This window comes from Pantoea rwandensis, assembly GCF_000759475.1.
GTDB lineage: Bacteria > Pseudomonadota > Gammaproteobacteria > Enterobacterales > Enterobacteriaceae > Pantoea > Pantoea rwandensis_B.
In genome coordinates this window covers 2135493-2155695 of sequence record NZ_CP009454.1, presented here as the reverse complement: position 1 = coordinate 2155695, position 20203 = coordinate 2135493, and the positions used below count along the sequence as shown (strand labels likewise).

Genomic DNA, 20203 nt, shown 5'->3' with positions numbered 1-20203 from the left:
ATAACGTATTGCCGAATTTATATCCGACAAAAACTTGTATGCGTTTTTAAATCGATATATATATTGAAAACCTGATTCCCTTTTGCATGCCCGAACTTCACGCACTCATTTCATGGACAGCGACCTGACAGATAGTCTATAGTAGCACAGCGTATCAAAAGTTTACCGAAGGAACGAATATGAAAAAGGTCATCTCAGCATCCCTGATATTAGTGTTATCGCTGCTCTCACTCTATTCAATCGCAGATATTATCGAATCGATAGTTCTGGTTTCTCGTTATGAAAACTTTAATGCCGATTCCACCGGAATCATTGCCGGTAAAATTATCTTTGCAGCGCTCTGCATCGCTATTATTTTTATTTTATATAAAAGAGTACACAAAAGACCGTTTAATTAGTTCGCTTTAACTTTTCGGCTACTGCATAGATTGCAATTGACGCAGTTATTGAAATAATTATCAGAACTGCGTTGATAACTTTCCCCACCAAAGAGATATCCCAGTCAAAGAACAGAATATAATAACCTACACATGTTATTAAAATCAGCGCAGACAAAAAGGTCAGCAAAAGGCTCATGATATAGAGAGCTGTTTTTTTAAACATCACGTATTCCTTCCAGAAAGTTCGAAAACACCTCTTGCGCCAGTGGCGAATTATTCTGTTGTAGTGCAATCGCATCCAGCCAAGGGTCAATATTATCTTGTAGCAGAAAATAGAGTAAATCGAGATCACCTGCACCGCGCAACATGGCATAGACCTCCTTATTCTTTTTCATCAAATCCCGCGAGGTATAGATTGACCTTGAAACAGAAGCACCAATGGTGATGATCCCTGTCATCCCCGCGCTAAAAAGAAACTTAGGGATGACCCGGATAAAGAATCGTGACACAATCTCATTAACAAACAGGTATTTAAAAGCAAAAGATCCCGCTGCACTACCACCCATTTTTACCAGTAATTTTTCTAACTGCTCTTCGCTAAGCCGTTTAAAATATTGCTCAACCACGAGTTTTATCAACTTGCGCAGATCATCACTTGTCGCTCCCTTCTTCAGCAGGCTGATCAAGCGGATGCGATCCGTTTCGTTATCCCAGCGATGGTCACTATCAAGAAAGTCTTTGGTCAGCGCATAGAGATCACCTGGAATAGCGGCAAATCCACTCAGCGCACTCACCATAAACGTCTCAACATCCGATTTCTTTTTGGTATTGAACAGGGCCAGCATGCCATCAGCAATACTTTTCGGCGAATCCATATCCCGAATCCTTTTTAAACAGCGATGATTCCAGAAGACATCAGGCGCAAAGCCATTTAGCGCCTGACATCCTATAAGTTTCAGGATGTGTTCTGCTTGGTAAAACTCAGGCATCGCACATCCTTATTAAAACTTACGTATTGTCATTTTTCAGCGAAGGCAGTTTCGATACCAGACGCAGCGATACCGTCAGACCTTCCAGTTGATAATGCGGACGTAGGAAGAATTTCGCCGCGTAATAACCCGGATTGTCTTCCTGCTCCTCAACGTTCACCTCGGCTGCGGCAAGCGGTTTGCGTGATTTGGTTTCCTGCGAGGAGTTGGCCGGGTCACCATCGACATAGTTCATCACCCAATCATTCAGCCAACGCTCCATCTCATCGCGCTCACGGAATGAGCCGATTTTGTCACGCACAATGCACTTCAAATAGTGAGCAAAGCGGCAGCAGGCAAACATATACGGCAGACGCGCCGCCAGACGCGCATTGGCGGTAGCGTCGGCATCGTGGTATTCCGCCGGTTTCTGCAATGACTGCGCACCAATAAAGGCCGCGAAGTCCGAATTTTTACGATGTACCAGTGGCATAAAACCGTTTTTCGCCAGCTCCGCTTCACGACGATCGCTGATGGCGATCTCAGTTGGACATTTCATGTCCACACCACCATCGTCACTCGGGAAGGTATGGCACGGTAAGTTTTCTACCGCCCCGCCCGATTCCACACCACGGATTGAGGTGCACCAGCCGTACTCTTTGAAGGAACGGTTGATGTTGGCTGCCATCGCATAGGCGGCGTTACTCCAGGCGTAATTGCCATGATCAGAGCCATCCGTTTGCTCTTCAAAATCATAACTGTCCACCGGATTAGTACGGATACCGTATGGCAGACGAGCAAGGAAACGTGGCATCACCAGGCCCAGATAACGTGAATCCTCTGATTCACGCAGACTGCGCCAGGCAGCATATTCAGTGTTCTGGAAAATCTTGGTCAAATCGCGTGGATTCGCTAGTTCCTGCCATGACTCCATCTGCATGACTTCGGGTGCCGCACCGGTAATAAACGGACAGTGTGCCGCTGCGCCAATACGTGCCATCTCTCCCAGCAACTCCACATCCTGTGGGCCATGATCAAAGTAGTAATCACCGACCAGGCAACCGAAAGGTTCGCCACCAAACTGGCCGTATTCCTGCTCATAGATTTTCTTGAACAGCGGGCTGCGATCCCAGCCCACACCTTTGTAACGTTTCAGGGTACGTCCCAGCTCCTGCTTGGAAATACTCATAAAGCGAATTTTAAGCATCTCATCGGTTTCGGTGTTGTTCACCAGATAACTCAGGCCACGCCACGCGCTTTCCAGTTTTTGGAAATCCTGGTGGTGAATAATCTGGTTAACTTGCGCCGACAATTTCTCGTCAATTTCAGCGATCAGTGACTGGATAGTGCGGTACGAGTCGTTAGAGATGGTGACGCTGTTCTCCAGCGCTTGCTGGGCCAGAGTTTTGACCGCACTTTCAACCGCTTCACGCGCCTGGTCGTTCTTCGGACGAAACTCTTTGCTGAGAAGCGCGCTGAATTCATCCTGGCTAAAGCTGGATGCGCCTTGCGGCTGCTGTTGCAATTTCTCACTCATTATTCTTCCTCCTTACCTTCTGCTAAGTCGGCTTGCTTAGGCAGATGCGTCAGCGCCTGCAAGAGCGTCGGGTCATGCAGAATTTTGCCAATCAACTCTTCCGCGCCGTTTTTGCCATCCATATAGGTCAACAGGTTGGCAAGCTGGGTACGTGCTTCCAGCAGCTTGTTTAATGGCTCAACGTGGCGGGCAATCGCATCAGGTGAAAAGTCATCCATGCTTTCAAAGGTCAGTTCGACATTGAGTTTTCCCTCACCCGTCAGGGTGTTTTCAACCTGAAACGCCGCACGCGGTTTCATCGCCTTCATGCGCTCGTCAAAATTATCAATATCGATCTCGAGGAACTTACGATCATCAACAGCAGCCTGCGGTTCCAGGGGCTTGCCAGCGAGGTCTGCCAGCACGCCCATCACGAACGGCAGCTGGATTTTGCGTTCCGCACCATAAATCTCCACGTCATATTCAATTTGAACGCGGGGCGCGCGATTGCGGGCAATAAATTTCTGCCCGCTGGATTTCATAGTGGCCATGATTTTCTCCATAAATGATGCGCGGTTAAGGCGCGCAGGTGTCACTGCGTGATGAAATGAGGAACGCGGCGTTAGTCGTGGCGTCCGAAGATGTTTTGCAACTGATGAACGCCGTCCGGTGCCAGATCGCGAATGATGTCCATAAAATCGAGTTCGACCAGCCGCTGTACGCGGTCAATCATTAACGGCGCCGGATGGCTTGGCTCATGCTGGGCGAAGTATTGCTTCACCTTTTCCAGCATCAATTGGGCATCCGCGCGGCTGGTAAGCTGTACTGTCCGCCAGTCTGGCGCATTACGAGTCGCCGTAGATGCTGGCACGTCTGCGGGCTGATCATCAGCAGCATCTGGCAGTGCCTCCGCTGAGTTTGCGGATTGCGTCAGGCTGACCAGCAAGGCAAAACTTTTCTGCAACTGCGTCATATCAGGCACCGCGCTTTCCCCGAGACGTTCGGCGAGCAGCGCGTGCAGGCTTTGCAGGTATTGATAGATGTGTTGCAAGGTGGCAGCGGCGGGTTGCCCCTGCTGCGCCAGTTCGTCGCGCAGACGCGCCATCCCGCCTGGGTAGTCAGGTGTCTCTAATTTGCTGCCATCACACAGGGCGATTGCATCACGAAGCGTGATACCGTCCGAGGCTTGACGTAACAGCCAGGCCTGGCGCACGGCTGCCGTTAACGCAGAAGCGTCTTCAAGCAGTGCCAGCGCATTGATGCGATAGAACGGATCCTGTTCGCCGTCCTCTTCCAGCCGTGGCCAGAGCGGTTCCCAGTAACGCAATAGTGCTTTTTCAATCAGTTCCAGCCCCTGCGCATAGCCTGGCAGGCCATTAAGATGGGTCCACGCCTGGGTGAGGGCCAGCATCACGCGTAAATCTTTGCTGCGGCTCAGCAATTCCGTCGCCAGCTTTTCTACCCGGTTCCAGTCAGCTGGCTCAGCCGGGATAATGGTTTCACCAAACTGTTGCTCAGCTTTACCCGCGCTGGCCTGCTCCATCGCCTGAAAATCAGCGTGATATTCAAGGTTGTCGCCGCAAGGGTCATCATTACCGATCGGCGCCAGCAACGCGTCGAGATTAATAGTCATGCGGTTGCACCTCAGGATTCAAACATCGGGGGGTAAAGTCCATTTCGTCCGGGCTTCGCACCGCCTGCCGGATCAAACAGCAGCGAAAATAACTGGGCGGTGAAGTTGCCACTATGCACATGGGTGTATAACGGGAAGCCGTCGCTTTGATTGGTCCACCAGAAACTGGTGTAAAACTGGGGATCAAAGATGTCGGCAGGCAGTTGCCAGCTCAGGTTCGACACGCTGCTCCCTTCACCAATAATCGCCAGAATCTCTGATGCCTCCTCCTCTGGCTGCTGCGGCAGAGGAATGCTGAGCAAAGCCTGATCCAACTGTTCCGGGCTACTACCGTCGCGCACCACACGCAGTAGTGTGTTGCCGACCTGTTGATACCAGTCGCCCGCATAGCCCAGCATGGCAGGCGACCATTCTGTCGGGCTGAAGTGGCGCAGGGCGCACAGCGGATAGTGGCGGCCAACGCTATCGCGTGAAGCGGTCAGGCTCCCCATCTGCACCAGTTGGCTGCCGAGCATCGGTGGCACGACAAAATTCCATACTGGAGCGCTGAGAAACGCTCGCGAAGGCGCATTCTCCCCTTCGGCACTGGTTTGCCAGTGGTGTAACCCCACCTGAAACCAGTGTGACCATTGCCGTAGCAAGCTGTCGGGAATGCGTCGCTTAACAAAGTCCCCCGCACTGGGGAGTTTGCCGTACCAGCCGGGTGCTGCGTATTGCGTCATCGTAAGGCTCCGATTCAGGGACAGCTAAAAGCGGGAAGCTGGAACGGGTTGCGAATGCTGCCGGGGGTAAATGACAGCGTGACCTGATGTCCTTCCACGTTAAAGTTGGCTTCGCGCGTCAGGCCACCGGACTGTGTCAGCCGGGCGCGATCGAAAAAGCGATTCAGCGCCCAGGGACCACTGGTGACCAGCGTGGAGGTGGTACCATTAGTTAAGCCAAGCTGCATACGCACTTGACTGGTGCCACCAGGCCCCGGCCAACTGACCATTTGTACCGCCTGTGGGCCATGGCTGTAGCGCAGGATCTGCCCATCGACATCCAGCGTCAGGGTGAGGATTTCGTTATCCATTTTTACCGTGCGCAGTGTGACGCGAAAAGATGGCGTGGTCGCGCCGTTGGTAAAGAACGCATCGCGAATTGACTGCGACTGCTGGAACGGACGCAGCAACGCTTCACCACCCGGCAAGGTTTTGCCATCAATCCCGGGTGTGAAACGCCAGGCCGCGTGGGTGGTATCAACTTTGCTCGCCAGATTGTCACGGAAGAAGCTGTCCATCAGGCCGCTTCCCGGCGCAAACATGCGTGCCAGGTCATCGGGAGTCACTTCGTTGCGACCATTGCGCACCAGCGGATAACGTCCGGCGATAGCCTGCTGACAGAAACTGCCCACCTCCATCTGGATACGTTTGCGTACGTTATCCATATCGCGACGCTGGGCGTCTGAACTGGCCCCCACCGCCATGCTGGAAACCATGTTTTGTAATGTACCAGGTAAACGACCCGCACTGGCCTGTACGCGGCTAATGGCATCACTCGATGGCGGTGGCATACCGCTGTTAGCCGCATCTTGCACCGCGGTCAGGTAACGATAGAGATCGTCAATCTGGTGCAGAAAATCATCCACCGCCAGCACTTTACTGCCCTGCTGTAACGGCTGCGCCAGTTCGATAATCGAGGCAAAGTGCGCACCCACTACCTGTTCTGGTGCCGGATTCGCTTCGTTCTGTGCCGCACTGGCCTTCGGCGCACTAAATAACGCCTGCAAGGTGCGGGTAGCGCTATTGTCTGACGCTGGCGGCGCGGTTTGTGCTGCTTTGTCATCTGTTATCGGACGCGTCAGCGTCAACACTTTACTCAGGTTGATAACCAACTGGCGCAATGGTGAGTGGTTGCCGGAAAGTAAACGAGCGGTGTTAATACGCTGTGCCAGATCAGCGCTGTTATTGAGCTGAATATCGCTGAGGAATTGTTCCCACTGACGAATGTAATCCTGCATATAGAGCTGGCGCACCGCTAAGTCGGTCTGTTGGCTGTTTTCCTGTTGCGTGGTGCCGCCCAATACCCAGCGATCGTCCTGATACAGTGCCTGAGTTACCGGCGCAATTTGCCTATCAACGTGCTGCCAGTATCCGTCCGGGGTATACAGGCCTGCGACGCCATCGTTAACCGACTTTCCACTTTTACGTGAGAACACCAGTTCGCTTTGCGGGCCACCGAGCGCGGCGAGGGTAACCGTAGGTAAGCTGCCATCACGTTGTAGCAGGCGCTTCAGGCGTCCGTAGACGCGCTGTGATAGCGGCATCTGATTAATCAGCGCCTGCTCGCGCTTTACCAGCGCATCATCCTGCGCATAAGGCGAGGATTGGATTTGCGTTTCCAGCAACTGTTGCAGATGCCACGCCAGCTGTTTGACTTCCTGCTGGGTCACGTTCTGCGGTAGCTCACGCGAGATATTCAGCATCAGCCAGGCTTGCAGGAACTTGCCGTCATAATGCTTAGGTTGATACAGCATCTGATATGCCTTCAGCGCCTCGTAGCTGTAATCCGCATCACTGCCGTTGTCATTACGCAGCCAGCGGGTGATGTTTTGTGCCACCTGCGGCAGCAACAATTGCTTCAACGCTTTGCTGTAAAGTGCCTGGCTGGCGTCACTTACTTCAATGCCACGGTATAACCACATACGACGCGTTAGCGGTGGTTCCTGCAATGAGAAGTCTTTGCTCTCCGGCAGATGCAACAGCGTATTGAGGTAAGGCACCAGCGCAAACAAATCGCCATTACCCTGGCGTTGCAGTTGTTCGCCAAGTTGCTCAACTTGCGGCGTCTTTGCTGCCATCTCCTGTAAATAGGTTTTATTTTTACTGTAACTGGTCAGCCACAACGCCCCTGCAACGACCACAATGACCAAAAGCGCCAGATAGCCGGACCATAATCCCGCACGATTGCGCAGTTCCCACCAGCGATTGCTGGCTGCCAGGCCGGATTCCTGAAATACCACATCTTCCAGCATGTCTTTCAGGAAAAAGCTTTGCCCTTTGGTCGGGGGGATGGGTGCATCTTTGCCAACCTGATCCCAGCGACCTGATTCACCGTTCTGTTGTCCCGGCAAATGCAACGCGCGGGTTAACTCCCCCATCACGCGGTCAAACGGCAGTCCTTCCTGGGTACCACTGGCAAAGTAGATACCGCGCGGAGCGAACTGGGTTTCAAAATCGGAGCGGGCGAATAAGGTCTCCAGTGCTTCGGCCAGCAACGGACGTAATGCGGCAAACTCCTGCGGGAACAGATAACTATCCGCGCGCGACTGGGCATCGCTTTCAGCCAGCAAGGTAGCGGCTAGCCCGGCATCCAGACGTTGTTGCAGCAGCGAATACTCCTGCTGGAACTTGCCACTCAGTTCGAAATCGGCCGTAGACGCCTGCGCCCAGGGAAAAGTAAAGCCCCAGATTTGTTCGCGCTGGGTTTTATCCAGCCCGGCAAAATAGCTGCGAAACCCTTTCAACAAGTCCGCTTTGGTAACCAGCACGTAGACCGGGAAACGAATACCGAGGCGGTCGTGCAACTCCATCAGACGCTGACGTAAGGTTAGGGCCTGATTGCGCAAGGCTTCCGGCGTCTGACTGAGTAAATCCGCCACGCTCAGGGTGACGATGACACCATTGATCGGCTGGCGACCACGGTATTTGCACAGCAACCCCAGAAAGTGGTGCCACTCGCTGGCATCACGCTCCTGTTGGCTCTCCTGGGTGGCATAGCGTCCGGCGGTGTCCAGCAGCACTGCGTCATTGGTAAACCACCAGTCGCAGTTACGCGTGCCACCTATGCCGCGCAGTGCGGCCTTTCCAAACTTATCCGCCAGCGGGAATTGCAGACCGGAATTGACCAGCGCAGTCGTTTTACCGGCCCCCGGAGCGCCGATGATCATGTACCACGGCAGTTGGTAAAGGTATTGACGGCTGAAACGCTGTGCCCAAAACGGCGTACCTTTACTGTTATGACGCTGGAAATGCGCTTTTTTCAGCATCTCCGTCGCTTCGCCAAAACGGCTTGCCAGCACTTGCTCTTCGTTGGTGAGGCGTTTGCGATCCTGTTCTGGTTCGCCGCTCGGGCTGGTTTCCAGGCTCGACATCAGTTTACGGTTGAGCCACATGTTGTAGAGGCGAGGAATCGCCTGGCTCAAACCCCACACCAGATACAGCAAGGCAATACTGATCACGCGATTCTGCTCAGGTTCAAGCGGCCGCGAATCGACAATCGAGAACACCGGGCCAATCACCCAGATGATAAATGATAGCGCCGTGATACCGACAAAACCCCAGGCGAGGCGGCTGGTCAGCACGGCAAAAAGCATATTCAGCATGGATTAGTTCCCTCTCGCCAGGCCGTTGAGTTCAGCTAGCGTCGCATCCGGCGCCACCAGCAGCGTAATCTCCACACGACGGTTACGCGCACGGTTCTCAGCACTGGTATTTGGCACAATTGGATTGCTCTCGCCACGCCCTTCAGCTTTCACGCGTGCCGGTTGGGTCAATTGCTTTTGCAGCAAGCTCTGAACCGTCTGGGCACGTGCCAGCGAGAGTTCATAGTTGGAAGCAAAACGGGCGCTGCGGATCGGTACGTTATCGCTGTAACCCACCACCAGAATCTTGCCGCTGACGTTATTCATCGCCGCCGCAATACGTTCGATAACCGCTTCATAACGGCCCCGCACCGTGGTTGCGCCGGAGGTAAACAAGCCATCCCCTTTTAGCGTCACGACGCTTTGATCGGCTTCATCCCGCACCACGACCAGGCCAGCATCAATTTCCGGTTTGAGGAACGTTTTCAGATTGAGCGCAGCCGGTGGCGGCGGTGCCGGATGACGAATCTGCATTTCCGGTAATGAAGTCTGGTAAATGTTGGCCAGCACTGGCGTGGTGTAATCCCCCAGCCGCCAGTTGAGAACGATATAGAACAGACAGGCACCGAGCGCGGCCACTGCAGCGCAGGCCCACAGCGGGATCATCGGACGCCACAACTTGCGCAACACCGGTTGATCGGTCGGATGCAACGACAGCGCCGCCGCATAGCTGCCGCGTACGCTTTTGATCATCTGCAACAGTCGTTGTTTGATGGTTTCCAGCTGCGAGCGCCCATTGTCCAGTACCCGATAGCGCCCTTCAAAACCGAGCAGCAGGCAAAAGTAGATCAATTCCAGTAACAGGATATGCTGACGCGGATTCTGCGACAGTTTTGCCAGCAACTGGAAAAATTTCTCCCCACCCCAAGTTTCATTATGAAAAGTGACCAGCAAACCTTTGCTGGTCCAGACGCCGCGGCTGCCCCAAGGCGTCAGCGCGGCGGCTTCATCCAGTGCGGTGCACAGGCAATAACGCGCACCGATGATCACTTCATAACTCAGGCCCGACTGCTGACAACGCAGTTCAAAGTGACGGATCTGGTCTATCAATTGCTGACGCAGACGTGCGGGATCGTCATGGGAAACGGAGTGCCGGATCTGCGGGATGGCGTTAATCAGCGGGTTAGCCGCTGCCACCAACGCATTCTGGTGGCTCACGTCGGGCTGTGCGACATCGCTATTCGATTTCTGTTGTGGCTGCATCATGCGTGCTCAGTTTTGATTATTCTGACTGACTGCGAATGGCCCAGAACTCCATATTCAGGCCAGGAAATTCTCCGGCGAGATGAAGCGCAAAGGCGCCTGATCGTTCCATCTCCTTCCACAACTCACTGTTTTTATCCAGTTCAAAGTAGCTATACCCGGCATGCCATGGAATTTGCGGTGGCGCACCCGGCATACTGATCAGAGACAAGCCAGGCAACTGAAGTTGCACCAGATCGCGAATTTTGGTGACAGGGGCGACTTTCATCTGCGCAGGGAAATGGGTTTTTAATGCATCGACAGGCACGTTGGCTTTTACCGCCAGCACGAAGCCAAATTCGCGCACCATGCTGCTTTCCGGCACCGTTGCCACATTCAATCCATGTGAGCGCTGGGTCAGAGGCAGTTGAATGGCGCTCTCCTCCATCACCTGCGACAACGCCTGCCGCAGTTGCAGGGTCAAGCGCGTAAAGCAGCCATACAGATCGTCATGGTCATAACGCGGAAACACATCCGGCGTGCGCGCGGGTGACCAGGTGCACAACTCTGACGCCAGTTGTAGCCAGTGGCAATATAGGGATTCAGGATGCAGCAACGGTAGGCTTTGCAGATGCGCATGCAGACCCAACTGCCGGTTTAATAAGGCCAGCAGCATGAAATCAACCATATCGGCGCTGTTAAAACGACCGGTGCCCGGTGTGCGCTGACTCAGTTGCTGGCTGCGTTGCAGAATCAGGCCATGCAGATCGTTCATCATACTTTGCAGCCCGTGACTCCCGGTCAGGGTCAGCATCGGCGGGATGTAATCGTTATCGAGACGCAGGTGATTATCGCTACGCTTTTCAACCACGCGCGCTACTCCCATCGCCGTCCATTCTGCGGTGAGATCCTGCTCCAGCATCAGGCGCAGGCGCAGTTTGCCGAATTGAACCGTGGCTGCCCCCACCGCCATTGCGTTGTCATCTTCCACCTCGCTTTCCCATGCCAGATAACGCGCCAGTGAGTCTTGTGAATCCTGAAAGGTCACAGCCTCACGTCCATTGCGTCGCGTCGGGATCGCCAGCACCACTTTTGCCCGATCGACATTGTCTGGCAGATCCAACGGAGCCGGTCCCTGCTGAGGCTGGCTGAAAGCAAAAAAGGTGCCGTCCGGCAGGCAGCCGCTGGCCGTATTTAAAGCCAGCTTGCCCTGACGCAACAGCGCCTCATCAAATTCAACATCAAAAAAACCCCAGGTGTAGACGCGCTGGGACTGCCCCCATTCACGTAAGGTACTGTGCAGAAAATTTTCCGACTGCTGGAAGTGATGTGGCCGCAGAAACATCCCCTCCGTCCACACCACCTTTTCGGCTCTGTTCATAATCATCCTTTACTGCTTAACCAGGCGCAGGCCATTGATATCGACAACGATGTTGGCATCCAGCTCGCCATCATGACTTTTCCAGAATTGCCAGAACGCACTGTCATTCCCATCCGGGAAGGGCAGCGCCAGACGCCAGACTTTTCTGTCCAATGTCTGGTATTCCGCCATGATGCCGATGAAGCGCGCTTGATCGAGGCTTTTGCCACTGAGCGTGTTGCTTAACTGCCCTGCCCTGAGGAAGAACTCTTGATTGTTCAACAGTGAATTGCCCAGCACCGTAGCCGGCTGATTTTGCATAGAATAGAAATCTGCAGACATAAATGCGGCGTCAGAGGTTAATAGCATCACCCGAACTTTTAGCGGCGCACCCGAATTGATTTGCGGGTGCGCCTGGAAATGCAGGTTGTAACGCGCCACTGAAGGCTGCCCGCCACTGCATGCAGCCAGTAGCAAGGCGAACAGCGGAAAACACCACTTTTTCAGACGGATTATCACCCTCACCTTTCCCTCCATGTTCAGCGCACTTAGTTAATGATCCAGGTACCGCTGTTACCGTTCTGGCAGGCTTTGCTGTCGCCATCGACCGAGACACAGGTCTTTTTCTTCGCACTGCGTACACGGCGTTTAGGCTGGTCAGCTTTCAGGGTTTGGTCATAAAGATCGCTTTTCACCAACGCACGGAACGGCACATAACCGGTGAGCTGGGCAGCGGCTGGTGCGGCTGCGGCTTTTGCATCAGTAGTTTTCTGGCCGTCTGCCGGGGCGGCTTCTGCCTGCTGAGCCAGTTCGCCAATCGCCAGCCAATTGTTCTCTACGGTGCCGAGCACGGTGTAGGTTCCTCCGGTTTCCAGGGTAGTCACCACTTTGCCGCCAAAATCAGGACGGGTCATAACCGAGGTCGGGTAGAGCGCACGATAGGTTTCGTTGATCGGGCTGAACTGGGCCGGCGGCACAACTGCATGGCGGTGGACCAGTGCCACACCGTCAACGGTGCTGGTTTCAAGCATGTCATCAGTGATTTGCGGTGGCGCTTTACAACCTGCCATAGCAAAGACAAACAGCAGGCTTAACGCGATGCGGAGATTCACCATTTTCTTCATGTTTAGTTCCATTAATCTCTAAAAAATGGCCATTGGCCGGTTGTTAGCAAAACAAATCACTAAATGCAGGGACAAGCCTATGCATTCAGGACCATTTGATATTTTGTCTCTAGGATTTTTTTGGAACCTTTAGATCAAATATCAATTTAAGATTGATCAATACAAATTATGTAATTCAGATGCAATAAAAGGGAGCGCAAGACCAGGAAGGATTTTAAGCTGCAACTAAAACATTCATCAAAGTGATCAATATTTGCAACAAAAATAGGGTAAAGCAGCGTTCACAAGATTTACTAATGACATTCCTGGTCTGAAATCCACCCTGCCATATGAAACCACTCAATCAGGGTGCAAAAGTCGTGACGAATATTAATCGCGAGAAAGATGGATTGTAATCGATCTAAATCAATAATTTAAGATCAACTTGTAGCTCCATAGCTACCGCACGAGCTCAGTTAAATCCGCTCGCGAGTACAAATAATCATCCATGTATTTACATCCGCGAAAGATTTACATAAGCCTGACAAAATATCAACGTCCGCTCCCCTTAGAAAAAATACATAAACATTGCTTAACAAATGCATTTAATGGAAACTCACCACGCCTTGCGCTAATGAAATCAGATTCTTCTCAAAAAAAACTTAGAATACATAAGAAAATTACCACTTAAGATAAAAAACCATCCATTAAAAATTCATAAAAATTCACAAACAAAGTGGCACTGATTAAAGAAGTGTTTACTCAATTTGGGTTAACCATGACAGGTCAGGTTTTTATACTTAAAAAACATTACGAAGCGGATATTTTGTCCGTTTATCGCAGAATTTCGCCTGCATCTTAGACAGAAACGCCCGGCATGAATGTAAAGGAAATGAAATGAATGGATGGTTCAGGCAGGAATGAACGGAAGAAAGATAAAAAATGGCGCGATAAACCGCGCCTTTACAGGGAAATCGTCACTAATGACGTTTTATCCACTTTAGCACCAGACGATCGCCCAGCCATTGAATACCGCACACCAGAATGATCAACCCCGTGATTACCGCCAGCATCACATTAGTTTCAAACCGCTGATAGCCATAACGACTCGCGAGAACACCCTGCCTCCGGCACAAATTGCCCCGGCCATCGCGGATGCCCCGACCAGCGCCACTAATGTCATAACGAGTCCTGCCAGAATGCCCGGTAACGCTTCCGGTACCAACATTTCCCAGACGATACGCAATTAGCTGACCACCATGATACGTACGGCATCAATCAAACCACGATCCTCCTCGCGCAATGACACGTTCGCCACGCGGGCAAAATAAAGCGTCGCGGTGATCAACAGTGGAACAATCGCTGCTCAGGTTCCAAGCGACGTGCCAACCAGAAAACGCGTAAAAGGAATCAGCGCCACCAGTAGAATATTAAATGGTAGGATCGAAATCCGTTGATAATGATCCTCAACACATGTTCAATCAGCCGTTGCTCGGCAATGCCACCGGAGCTGGTCACCACTATAATCAAACCCAATGGCGACCCGGCAACCAATTAAACCAGTTGAACCCGTTAACCCCTTCAAACCAGGCCAGAAACCAGCATCGTCAGCAAAGTATAGCCAATGGCATTAAGCATTGAATCAATCATTACCGGTGACATAGCCGAGTAGCTTAACTTGTGCCTGCTAATGTTGCAGCCATCTGATGAATGATCATCCCATGCAGTGGAAGTCCCCATGCCAGATTTATGTAACCAACAACAAGTGGTGGTCATTATGGTGGTCTTGACAGAACTACTATTCAGGTTTAGCTTATTTATTAGCCAGTTACTGGCTAAGGCGATCCCAGTCAGAGGAGCCATATTTAGAGAAGCCCGCTCAGGGAAACCTGAGCGGGCTTTTTGTTTGCAAAAAAGCTAATTGCAACGGATACGAAGGAAGTCTTAGCTTTGGCAGATACCCGCCCCGTTTTAACTGACTGTTGAGTTTGTTAAGCAGGGAAGCTGATGGTTTCAGGGTAATTGTGCAAGCACCGCTTGCACAAATCCCTTCTGACCAGACTTCGGCAATAATGCTCCCAGTCAGAGGAGCCAAAATGAAAGATTCAGGGTGATTTGATCATTTTGAGTTTTTTATACGCCAGTTGTCGATTTAGTGATTTGTTCGTGAGTAAAGAAGCAAGACAGGAGAAGTGAGTCGGTTTACATGCGCGTGAACGCACTGTTTTTTCACGGATGGTGGGACACAAATGGGGTTTAAACGACAAACTCGTAATGCGAGCCATCGGGAAGCTCAATGTTAAGGCGGAGTTTTCCTCCTGCAGCTTCAACATAACGCTTAAGCGTCGAGAGTTTTAAATCCCGGCCGGGTTTCTCCATTCCTGCAACCGTAGGCTGTTTAATATTTAATTGTTGCGCGATCTCCACTTGAGTTTTTTTTACTCTTTCACGCAATTCAGCAAGGTGGATATTCAGTAAGACTTCTTCAGCCATGGCGTTAGCTTCAGCCACCACTTCCGGCCTCTCAGCTGCAAGAATTTGTTCAAGTGTTCTGCCCATACCGTTACTCCTTTCTCTCTTCGCGTTGAAGATGATGCATGAATTCTTTATCTGCGAGCGGGATCAGCCCGGCATAAAAACGCTTTTCATTGCCACTCTTATGACCTGTGCAAAGCACTACACCGCTGCGCCAGGGATCAAATGCGTAAAAAGCCCGGATAGGAACACCTATGCTTTGAATACGAAGCTCTTTCATATTGCTAAAACGAGAGCCTTTTAGGGTGTCAGCGTAAGGCCTGCATAACGCTGGGCCTGCTTGCTGCAATACAATTAATGCAGACAAGACGCATGCTCGGGCAGTGTCATCTTGCGCCACCAGCCAATCATCAAAAGTGTCCGTTGTTACTATCTGCCACATGATACGCTTCTGTCGATATAGGTCAAATGCTATATAGGTTAAAGACGATAATCAGTGTGGCGAAGTAGGGCAAATCAGGCACTTTATCTGTAATGACGTGTCGATAGAGATTCCAAAAAAAATGCCCGCTCAGTTGTCCTGAGCGGGCGTGGCCCTCATCAACGAAAACGCTAATCCACGGCAGGCGGTAAAGGTGCCAGCTCCAGGCTGCTGCGGAAATCGCTGCCTTGATAGTCGCTATCCAGCAGGTTACGGCGACGCAGTTCGGGAAGCAGTCCGTTTAACAGCAAATCTTGCTGGTCTGGGCTCCCCAGGCCGTGCAGGGAAATCACGTCAAGTACGCCCGCCTGATAACGCTGTTCAATAGCATCGGCGAGTTGCTCTGGCGTACCCGCGACAAACCAGTGTCCCGTCTCTTCTGCTTTAATAATCAGCTCACGTAGCGTCAACCCTTCCAGCGCATATTGGCGAAAAATGGCGGCTCGTCCCTGCCGGCGATGCACCTGCTCCAGCGGTGGAATTAAAGCAGCTGGCAGGGGCTGATCAAGCGGCACTTCTGTCAGATTCACCTCGCCGCCCAACATATCCGCGACACGCAATCGGCCCTGTTCATAATTAATGCGGTCATGTTTGTCGCGTAAGCGGCGTGCTACGTCCGCATCGCTCTCACCAATGATGGAATGGAATGAGTTCATGATCAGCGGTGGGTTATGCTCCCGGCCAAAACGTCGCGCACGCTGCTGCACAACAGCCACAAACGTCTGTGCCGCTTCAAAGGTGGGCTGCGAGGTGTAGATCACCTCGGCGTAGCGCGCACCCAGCGTGACACCAGCCTCAGATTGCCCGGCCTGAAACTGGACGGGGCGACGCTGCGGGGGCGGCGGGACATTCAGTGGGCCGGCGACCTGGAAAAAGTCACCACGATAATGGATAGGATGCAGTTTGCGAGGGTCAAGGCGAATGCCACCGCTTGCCGTGCGCTGTACTGCCGCCCGTTCATTGGCGTCATACAGCGCGTTCATCACTTCGATAAACTCGGTGGCGCGTGCATAGCGTTCCTGTGGCGGTGGCAGCTGACCTTCACCAAAATTCTCCTCACCGACCGAGGATGTCACCGCATTCCAGCCTGCTCTGCCGCCGCTGATATGGTCTAACGTGGCGACCTGACGTGCCAGATTATAAGGGTGTAGCCAACTTGTGCTGACAGTGGCGATCAGGCCAATCTGCGACGTCACCTGACTTAACGCCGCTAATGCGATAAGCGGGTCCTGCGTGCCCGTCGTACCCGCTAAACCGGCCGGATCAGCCTGCAGCAAATCAGCGGTGAACAGGCCGGTGATTTTCTCGCGCTCCGCGATTTTCGCCAGTTCAATAGCACGCGTGATCCCCACGCCAGGTTGGTTGTCATTGCCCGCGGAGATCACACTGCTGGCACCCACTAATGTTTTGAGTTTGCGACGATACGTTTGCGACACCCTAATCTCCTTTAGGCCTGGCGGATGAAATCGGCCTGAACGGCCTGAAGTGCGTCTGCATCAATCAGCAGACGTAACCCGGTGCGTGCCAGCACGCGAGCGCCAATCAGCAACGCCTGATAGCCGCGTTCCGAGTTGGCAGCTTCACGGAACGGCACGGTATGAAAAATCAGATCATCCGGGCCGATTTTCAGCCAGGGGTGCGCCGTGGGCACCGCATGGCTGATGTCCCCGGCATCGGTTGAGACTTTATTGCGCTGCGGCGAGAGATCGACCTGCTCACCCGCCGCACGAAACTCCTGCAGCAACAAGGCATCCAGTGCGGGATTGAGTTTGAAATCACGCGGACCAATTTGATGGTCTATCTCTACGCGAGCTCCCGTCGCCAGCGCCACCCCTTCTGCGATCGCTCTTAGCTTAGGTTCAAGGGACTCCACCACCTCGCGGCTATCGGCACGAATGTAGTAGTGCGCCGAAGCGTATTCCGGAATGACGTTCGGTGCCTGGCCGCCATTAGTGATAATTCCGTGCACGCGTACGCCATCCGGCAACTGCTGGCGCAAAACACTGATGCCGTTGTACAGCAGCACCAGCGCATCCAGCGCATTAATACCTTCATGCGGCGCACCGGCTGCGTGCGAAGGTTTGCCATAGAAGTGGAAGTAGAGATGATTGTTCGCCAGCGTCGATTCGGTGAGGCGCGTTTTACCTGAGGGATGCACCATCAGCGCCACATCGACGTCATCGAGTAGCCCGGCTTCGACAAAACGCTTCTTCACATTGCCTTTGGGTCCGCCGGGACCCGCCAGCCCGCCCTCTTCCGCTGGCGTCCCTAACACCACGACACGACCGCCGGTTTGTTCCAGCACCTGAGACAGCGTAATAGCTGCCGCGACGCTGGTGGTGCCGATCAGGTTGTGTCCGCAGGCATGGCCGATGCCGATCAGCGCATCGTATTCTGCCAGGAAGGCAACGGTTGGTCCCGGCTTACTGCTGGCTTTCACCGCGTAGAACGCGGTCTCATGACCCGCAACGTTGCGCGTCACTTTAAAGCCCTGCTCAGTAAGCAATCGCGTCAACTGCTCACTGGCAAAGTATTCGTTGTTACCGGTTTCCGGCTTAGCAAAGATCGATTTCGCCACTGCAATATACGCGGCGTTGTGCTGTTCGATATGGGTTTCCAGCGTGAGCTGAAGGGTGTTCAGCGGCATAACGAAGTCTCCTGAATCAAGGCAATCGAATGCCCTCACTCTAAGCGCGTTACCTGCTGATGTTTATCAAGAAATAGTGATAAGGATTGCGGGAAAAGGCACAACTGATTTGTGACAAAAATACGTAATAATTTGCGCCGTTACAGTTATTTCGCAACGGCGTGTCCTGGCACGCCCGAATTGGGCGGCCTGAAGGCTGCACCGTGAAAATGCTTAGCGTGCTGGACATCAGCTACGATTCGCAGCGCCTAAACATCGGTAGCCAGGCAATGTATCGCGCGAAAACTAGTGTCGCTTATCGATGTACTGCACCAGTCGATCGCCAACCCACTGAATGCCGCACACCAACACAATCAACACGGCGATCACCGCAATCATCACAGAAGTTTCAAAGCGCTGATAACCATAACGAATCGCCAAATCCCCTAATCCGCCCGCGCCAATCGCCCCGGCCATCGCTGATGCGCCGATCAATGCCACCAGCGTCACCACAAACCCCGAGAGTATGCCAGGCAGCGCTTCAGGAATCAGGACATCCCAGACGATACGTAGCTTGCTGGCACCCATCGCACGTACCGCATCAATCAGACCGCGATCCACATCACGCAGCGAGACCTCTGCCACGCGAGCAAAATAGGGCGTTGCGGTGATCGACAGCGGAACAATCGCCGCCCAGGTCCCCAGTGACGTGCCGACCAGAAAACGGGTAAACGGTATCAGCGCCACCAGCAAAATAATGAACGGCAGTGAGCGAAAACCGTTGATCACCAGCCCCAGCACCCGGTTAATGCCGCGATGTTCCGCAATGCCGCCCGCACTGGTTATCACCAGAATCAACCCCAACGGTAAGCCGGCCACCAGCGAAAACACCCCTGAAATCAGCGTCATTAATAACGTTTCGCCCAACGCGTTGAGCAATAAATCAATCATCACTGGCGACATAACCGACTAACTCCACTTGTGCCTGCTGCCCGCGCAGCCAGCTGAGAATCTGTAGCTCATCGGCCACGTTGGCGACCGGAAGCGCGATAAAGAAACGCACCACGGCGTAGTGCTGAATATGGTCGATGCCGCCCTGTAATAAGCGGAACTTGCCGGGCAACGCCGCCGCGAATCGTGTCAACAAATCGCCCTGCGCGTCTTCGCCAGCGAAGTGCACGCTGTAGATGGCTTCCCCCTGCTTCTGCTCGCTAATCCGTGCGGCCAGCGCATCTGGCAGTTGCGGCAGCAAACCCCGCAACAAGGTGCGTGTCAGTTCGGATTGGGGATGGGCGAACACCTGCCACACCGGGCCCTGCTCAATGATCTCACCCGCATCAATCACCGCCACGCGGTGTGCCACCGACTTGATGACTTCCATTTCGTGAGTGATCAGCAGAATAGTGATGCCCAGTTTTTGATTAAGCGATTTAAGCAAGGCAAGAATGGAACGGGTGGTTTCAGGATCGAGCGCAGAGGTCGCTTCATCACACAGCAGCAGCGCCGGGCTTGCCGCCAGTGCGCGGGCAATGCCGACACGCTGTTTCTGTCCGCCCGACAGCGCCGCCGGATAGTGATGCGCCTTATCCGCCAGACCGACCAGTTCCAGCAGCTCCGTCACGCGCTGTGCACGCTGCACCTTATCCAGACCGGCTATTTTCAGCGGCAGCGCCACATTCTGCGCCACGGTTTTCGCCGACAGCAGATTGAAGTGCTGGAACACCATACCGACGCGGCTGCGCACCGATTGCAGCTGTTTTTCCGACAGGCCGGTAATTTTCCGGCCTTCGATTTCAATGACGCCTTCGTCAGGTTGTTCGAGTCCATTCAAACAGCGAATCAACGTCGATTTGCCCGCACCACTGCGGCCGATCAGGCCGAGAATTTCACCCTTCTGCACCGTCAGTGAAATATCGCGCAGCGCCTGGGTTTCACCAAAGCGACGTGAAACACCCTGTAAGCGCACCACACTGCCGCTTTCGCGAGCAAAGCGTTCACGGTCTTGTGCATTCTCTACCACGCCACGCGTCAACGTGCTAAAGGGTGCTTCGGCTCCTGAGAAAATCGTCATGCTTAA

Annotated in this window: 18 protein-coding genes; 2 read left to right on the top strand and 16 right to left on the bottom strand. The window is 53.1% G+C overall.

Features of this window, described 5'->3' with window-relative positions; genetic code table 11:
- Positions 1 to 179: 179 nt before the first annotated feature.
- The gene (locus LH22_RS09820; RefSeq protein ID WP_038646139.1) at positions 180 to 398 is read left to right on the top strand and encodes a hypothetical protein; all 219 of its coding nucleotides are present in this window, start codon (positions 180 to 182) and stop codon (positions 396 to 398) included.
- 197 nt (positions 399 to 595) lie between these two features.
- On the opposite strand, the gene LH22_RS09810 is transcribed toward LH22_RS09820, so the two are convergent.
- The 10 genes from LH22_RS09810 to LH22_RS09765 form a co-directional block, all read right to left on the bottom strand.
- On the bottom strand, positions 596 to 1369 hold the full coding sequence (locus tag LH22_RS09810) for a hypothetical protein (RefSeq protein WP_234472763.1): 774 nt from the start codon (positions 1367 to 1369) through the stop codon (positions 596 to 598).
- Positions 1370 to 1388: 19 nt separating this feature from the next.
- Complete coding sequence (gene tssC, locus LH22_RS09805) at positions 1389 to 2885, bottom strand: type VI secretion system contractile sheath large subunit (RefSeq protein WP_038646133.1); 1497 nt, start codon at positions 2883 to 2885, stop codon at positions 1389 to 1391.
- Positions 2885 to 3415, bottom strand: coding sequence for a type VI secretion system contractile sheath small subunit (gene tssB, locus LH22_RS09800; RefSeq protein WP_038646131.1), 531 nt, complete (start codon positions 3413 to 3415; stop codon positions 2885 to 2887). The genes tssC and tssB overlap by 1 nt, the downstream gene beginning before the upstream one ends.
- A gap of 71 nt (positions 3416 to 3486) precedes the next feature.
- Positions 3487 to 4497 carry a type VI secretion system protein TssA gene (tssA, locus tag LH22_RS09795; protein ID WP_038646129.1) on the bottom strand — a complete coding sequence of 337 codons (1011 nt, stop codon included), beginning with the start codon at positions 4495 to 4497 and terminating at the stop codon, positions 3487 to 3489.
- A gap of 11 nt (positions 4498 to 4508) precedes the next feature.
- Positions 4509 to 5219, bottom strand: coding sequence for a type VI secretion system-associated protein TagF (gene tagF / locus LH22_RS09790; RefSeq protein ID WP_038646127.1), 711 nt, complete (start codon positions 5217 to 5219; stop codon positions 4509 to 4511).
- Between the two features lie 14 nt (positions 5220 to 5233).
- The gene (gene tssM / locus LH22_RS09785) at positions 5234 to 8860 is read right to left on the bottom strand and encodes a type VI secretion system membrane subunit TssM (RefSeq protein WP_038646125.1); all 3627 of its coding nucleotides are present in this window, start codon (positions 8858 to 8860) and stop codon (positions 5234 to 5236) included.
- A gap of 3 nt (positions 8861 to 8863) precedes the next feature.
- Positions 8864 to 10105, bottom strand: coding sequence for a DotU family type VI secretion system protein (locus LH22_RS09780; RefSeq protein ID WP_081946721.1), 1242 nt, complete (start codon positions 10103 to 10105; stop codon positions 8864 to 8866).
- A gap of 16 nt (positions 10106 to 10121) precedes the next feature.
- Complete coding sequence (tssK, locus tag LH22_RS09775; protein WP_038646123.1) at positions 10122 to 11462, bottom strand: type VI secretion system baseplate subunit TssK; 1341 nt, start codon at positions 11460 to 11462, stop codon at positions 10122 to 10124.
- Positions 11463 to 11471: 9 nt separating this feature from the next.
- Positions 11472 to 11966 (bottom strand): type VI secretion system lipoprotein TssJ, encoded by a 495-nt coding sequence (tssJ, locus tag LH22_RS09770; RefSeq protein ID WP_156102785.1) that lies wholly within the window; start codon positions 11964 to 11966, stop codon positions 11472 to 11474.
- Between the two features lie 23 nt (positions 11967 to 11989).
- On the bottom strand, positions 11990 to 12577 hold the full coding sequence (locus LH22_RS09765) for a hypothetical protein (protein WP_038646118.1): 588 nt from the start codon (positions 12575 to 12577) through the stop codon (positions 11990 to 11992).
- 1705 nt (positions 12578 to 14282) lie between these two features.
- On the opposite strand from LH22_RS09765, the gene LH22_RS20810 reads away from it, so the two are divergent.
- The gene (locus tag LH22_RS20810) at positions 14283 to 14465 is read left to right on the top strand and encodes a hypothetical protein (protein WP_038646109.1); all 183 of its coding nucleotides are present in this window, start codon (positions 14283 to 14285) and stop codon (positions 14463 to 14465) included.
- A 335-nt stretch (positions 14466 to 14800) separates the two neighbouring features.
- On the opposite strand, the gene LH22_RS09750 is transcribed toward LH22_RS20810, so the two are convergent.
- The 6 genes from LH22_RS09750 to LH22_RS09725 form a co-directional block, all read right to left on the bottom strand.
- Complete coding sequence (locus tag LH22_RS09750) at positions 14801 to 15103, bottom strand: helix-turn-helix domain-containing protein (RefSeq protein WP_038646107.1); 303 nt, start codon at positions 15101 to 15103, stop codon at positions 14801 to 14803.
- 4 nt (positions 15104 to 15107) lie between these two features.
- Entirely contained in the window at positions 15108 to 15461 is a 354-nt protein-coding gene (locus LH22_RS09745) for a type II toxin-antitoxin system RelE/ParE family toxin (RefSeq protein WP_038646106.1), read from the bottom strand.
- Positions 15462 to 15631: 170 nt separating this feature from the next.
- Positions 15632 to 16936: an NtaA/DmoA family FMN-dependent monooxygenase gene (locus tag LH22_RS09740; RefSeq protein ID WP_038646105.1), complete on the bottom strand. Its 1305-nt coding sequence runs from the start codon at positions 16934 to 16936 to the stop codon at positions 15632 to 15634.
- An 11-nt stretch (positions 16937 to 16947) separates the two neighbouring features.
- Positions 16948 to 18147 (bottom strand): M20 family metallopeptidase, encoded by a 1200-nt coding sequence (locus LH22_RS09735; RefSeq protein ID WP_038646103.1) that lies wholly within the window; start codon positions 18145 to 18147, stop codon positions 16948 to 16950.
- Positions 18148 to 18432: 285 nt separating this feature from the next.
- Positions 18433 to 19089: a methionine ABC transporter permease gene (locus tag LH22_RS09730; RefSeq protein WP_038646102.1), complete on the bottom strand. Its 657-nt coding sequence runs from the start codon at positions 19087 to 19089 to the stop codon at positions 18433 to 18435.
- Complete coding sequence (locus LH22_RS09725; protein ID WP_038646100.1) at positions 19070 to 20197, bottom strand: methionine ABC transporter ATP-binding protein; 1128 nt, start codon at positions 20195 to 20197, stop codon at positions 19070 to 19072. The genes LH22_RS09730 and LH22_RS09725 overlap by 20 nt, the downstream gene beginning before the upstream one ends.
- Between the last annotated feature and the right edge of the window lie 6 nt (positions 20198 to 20203).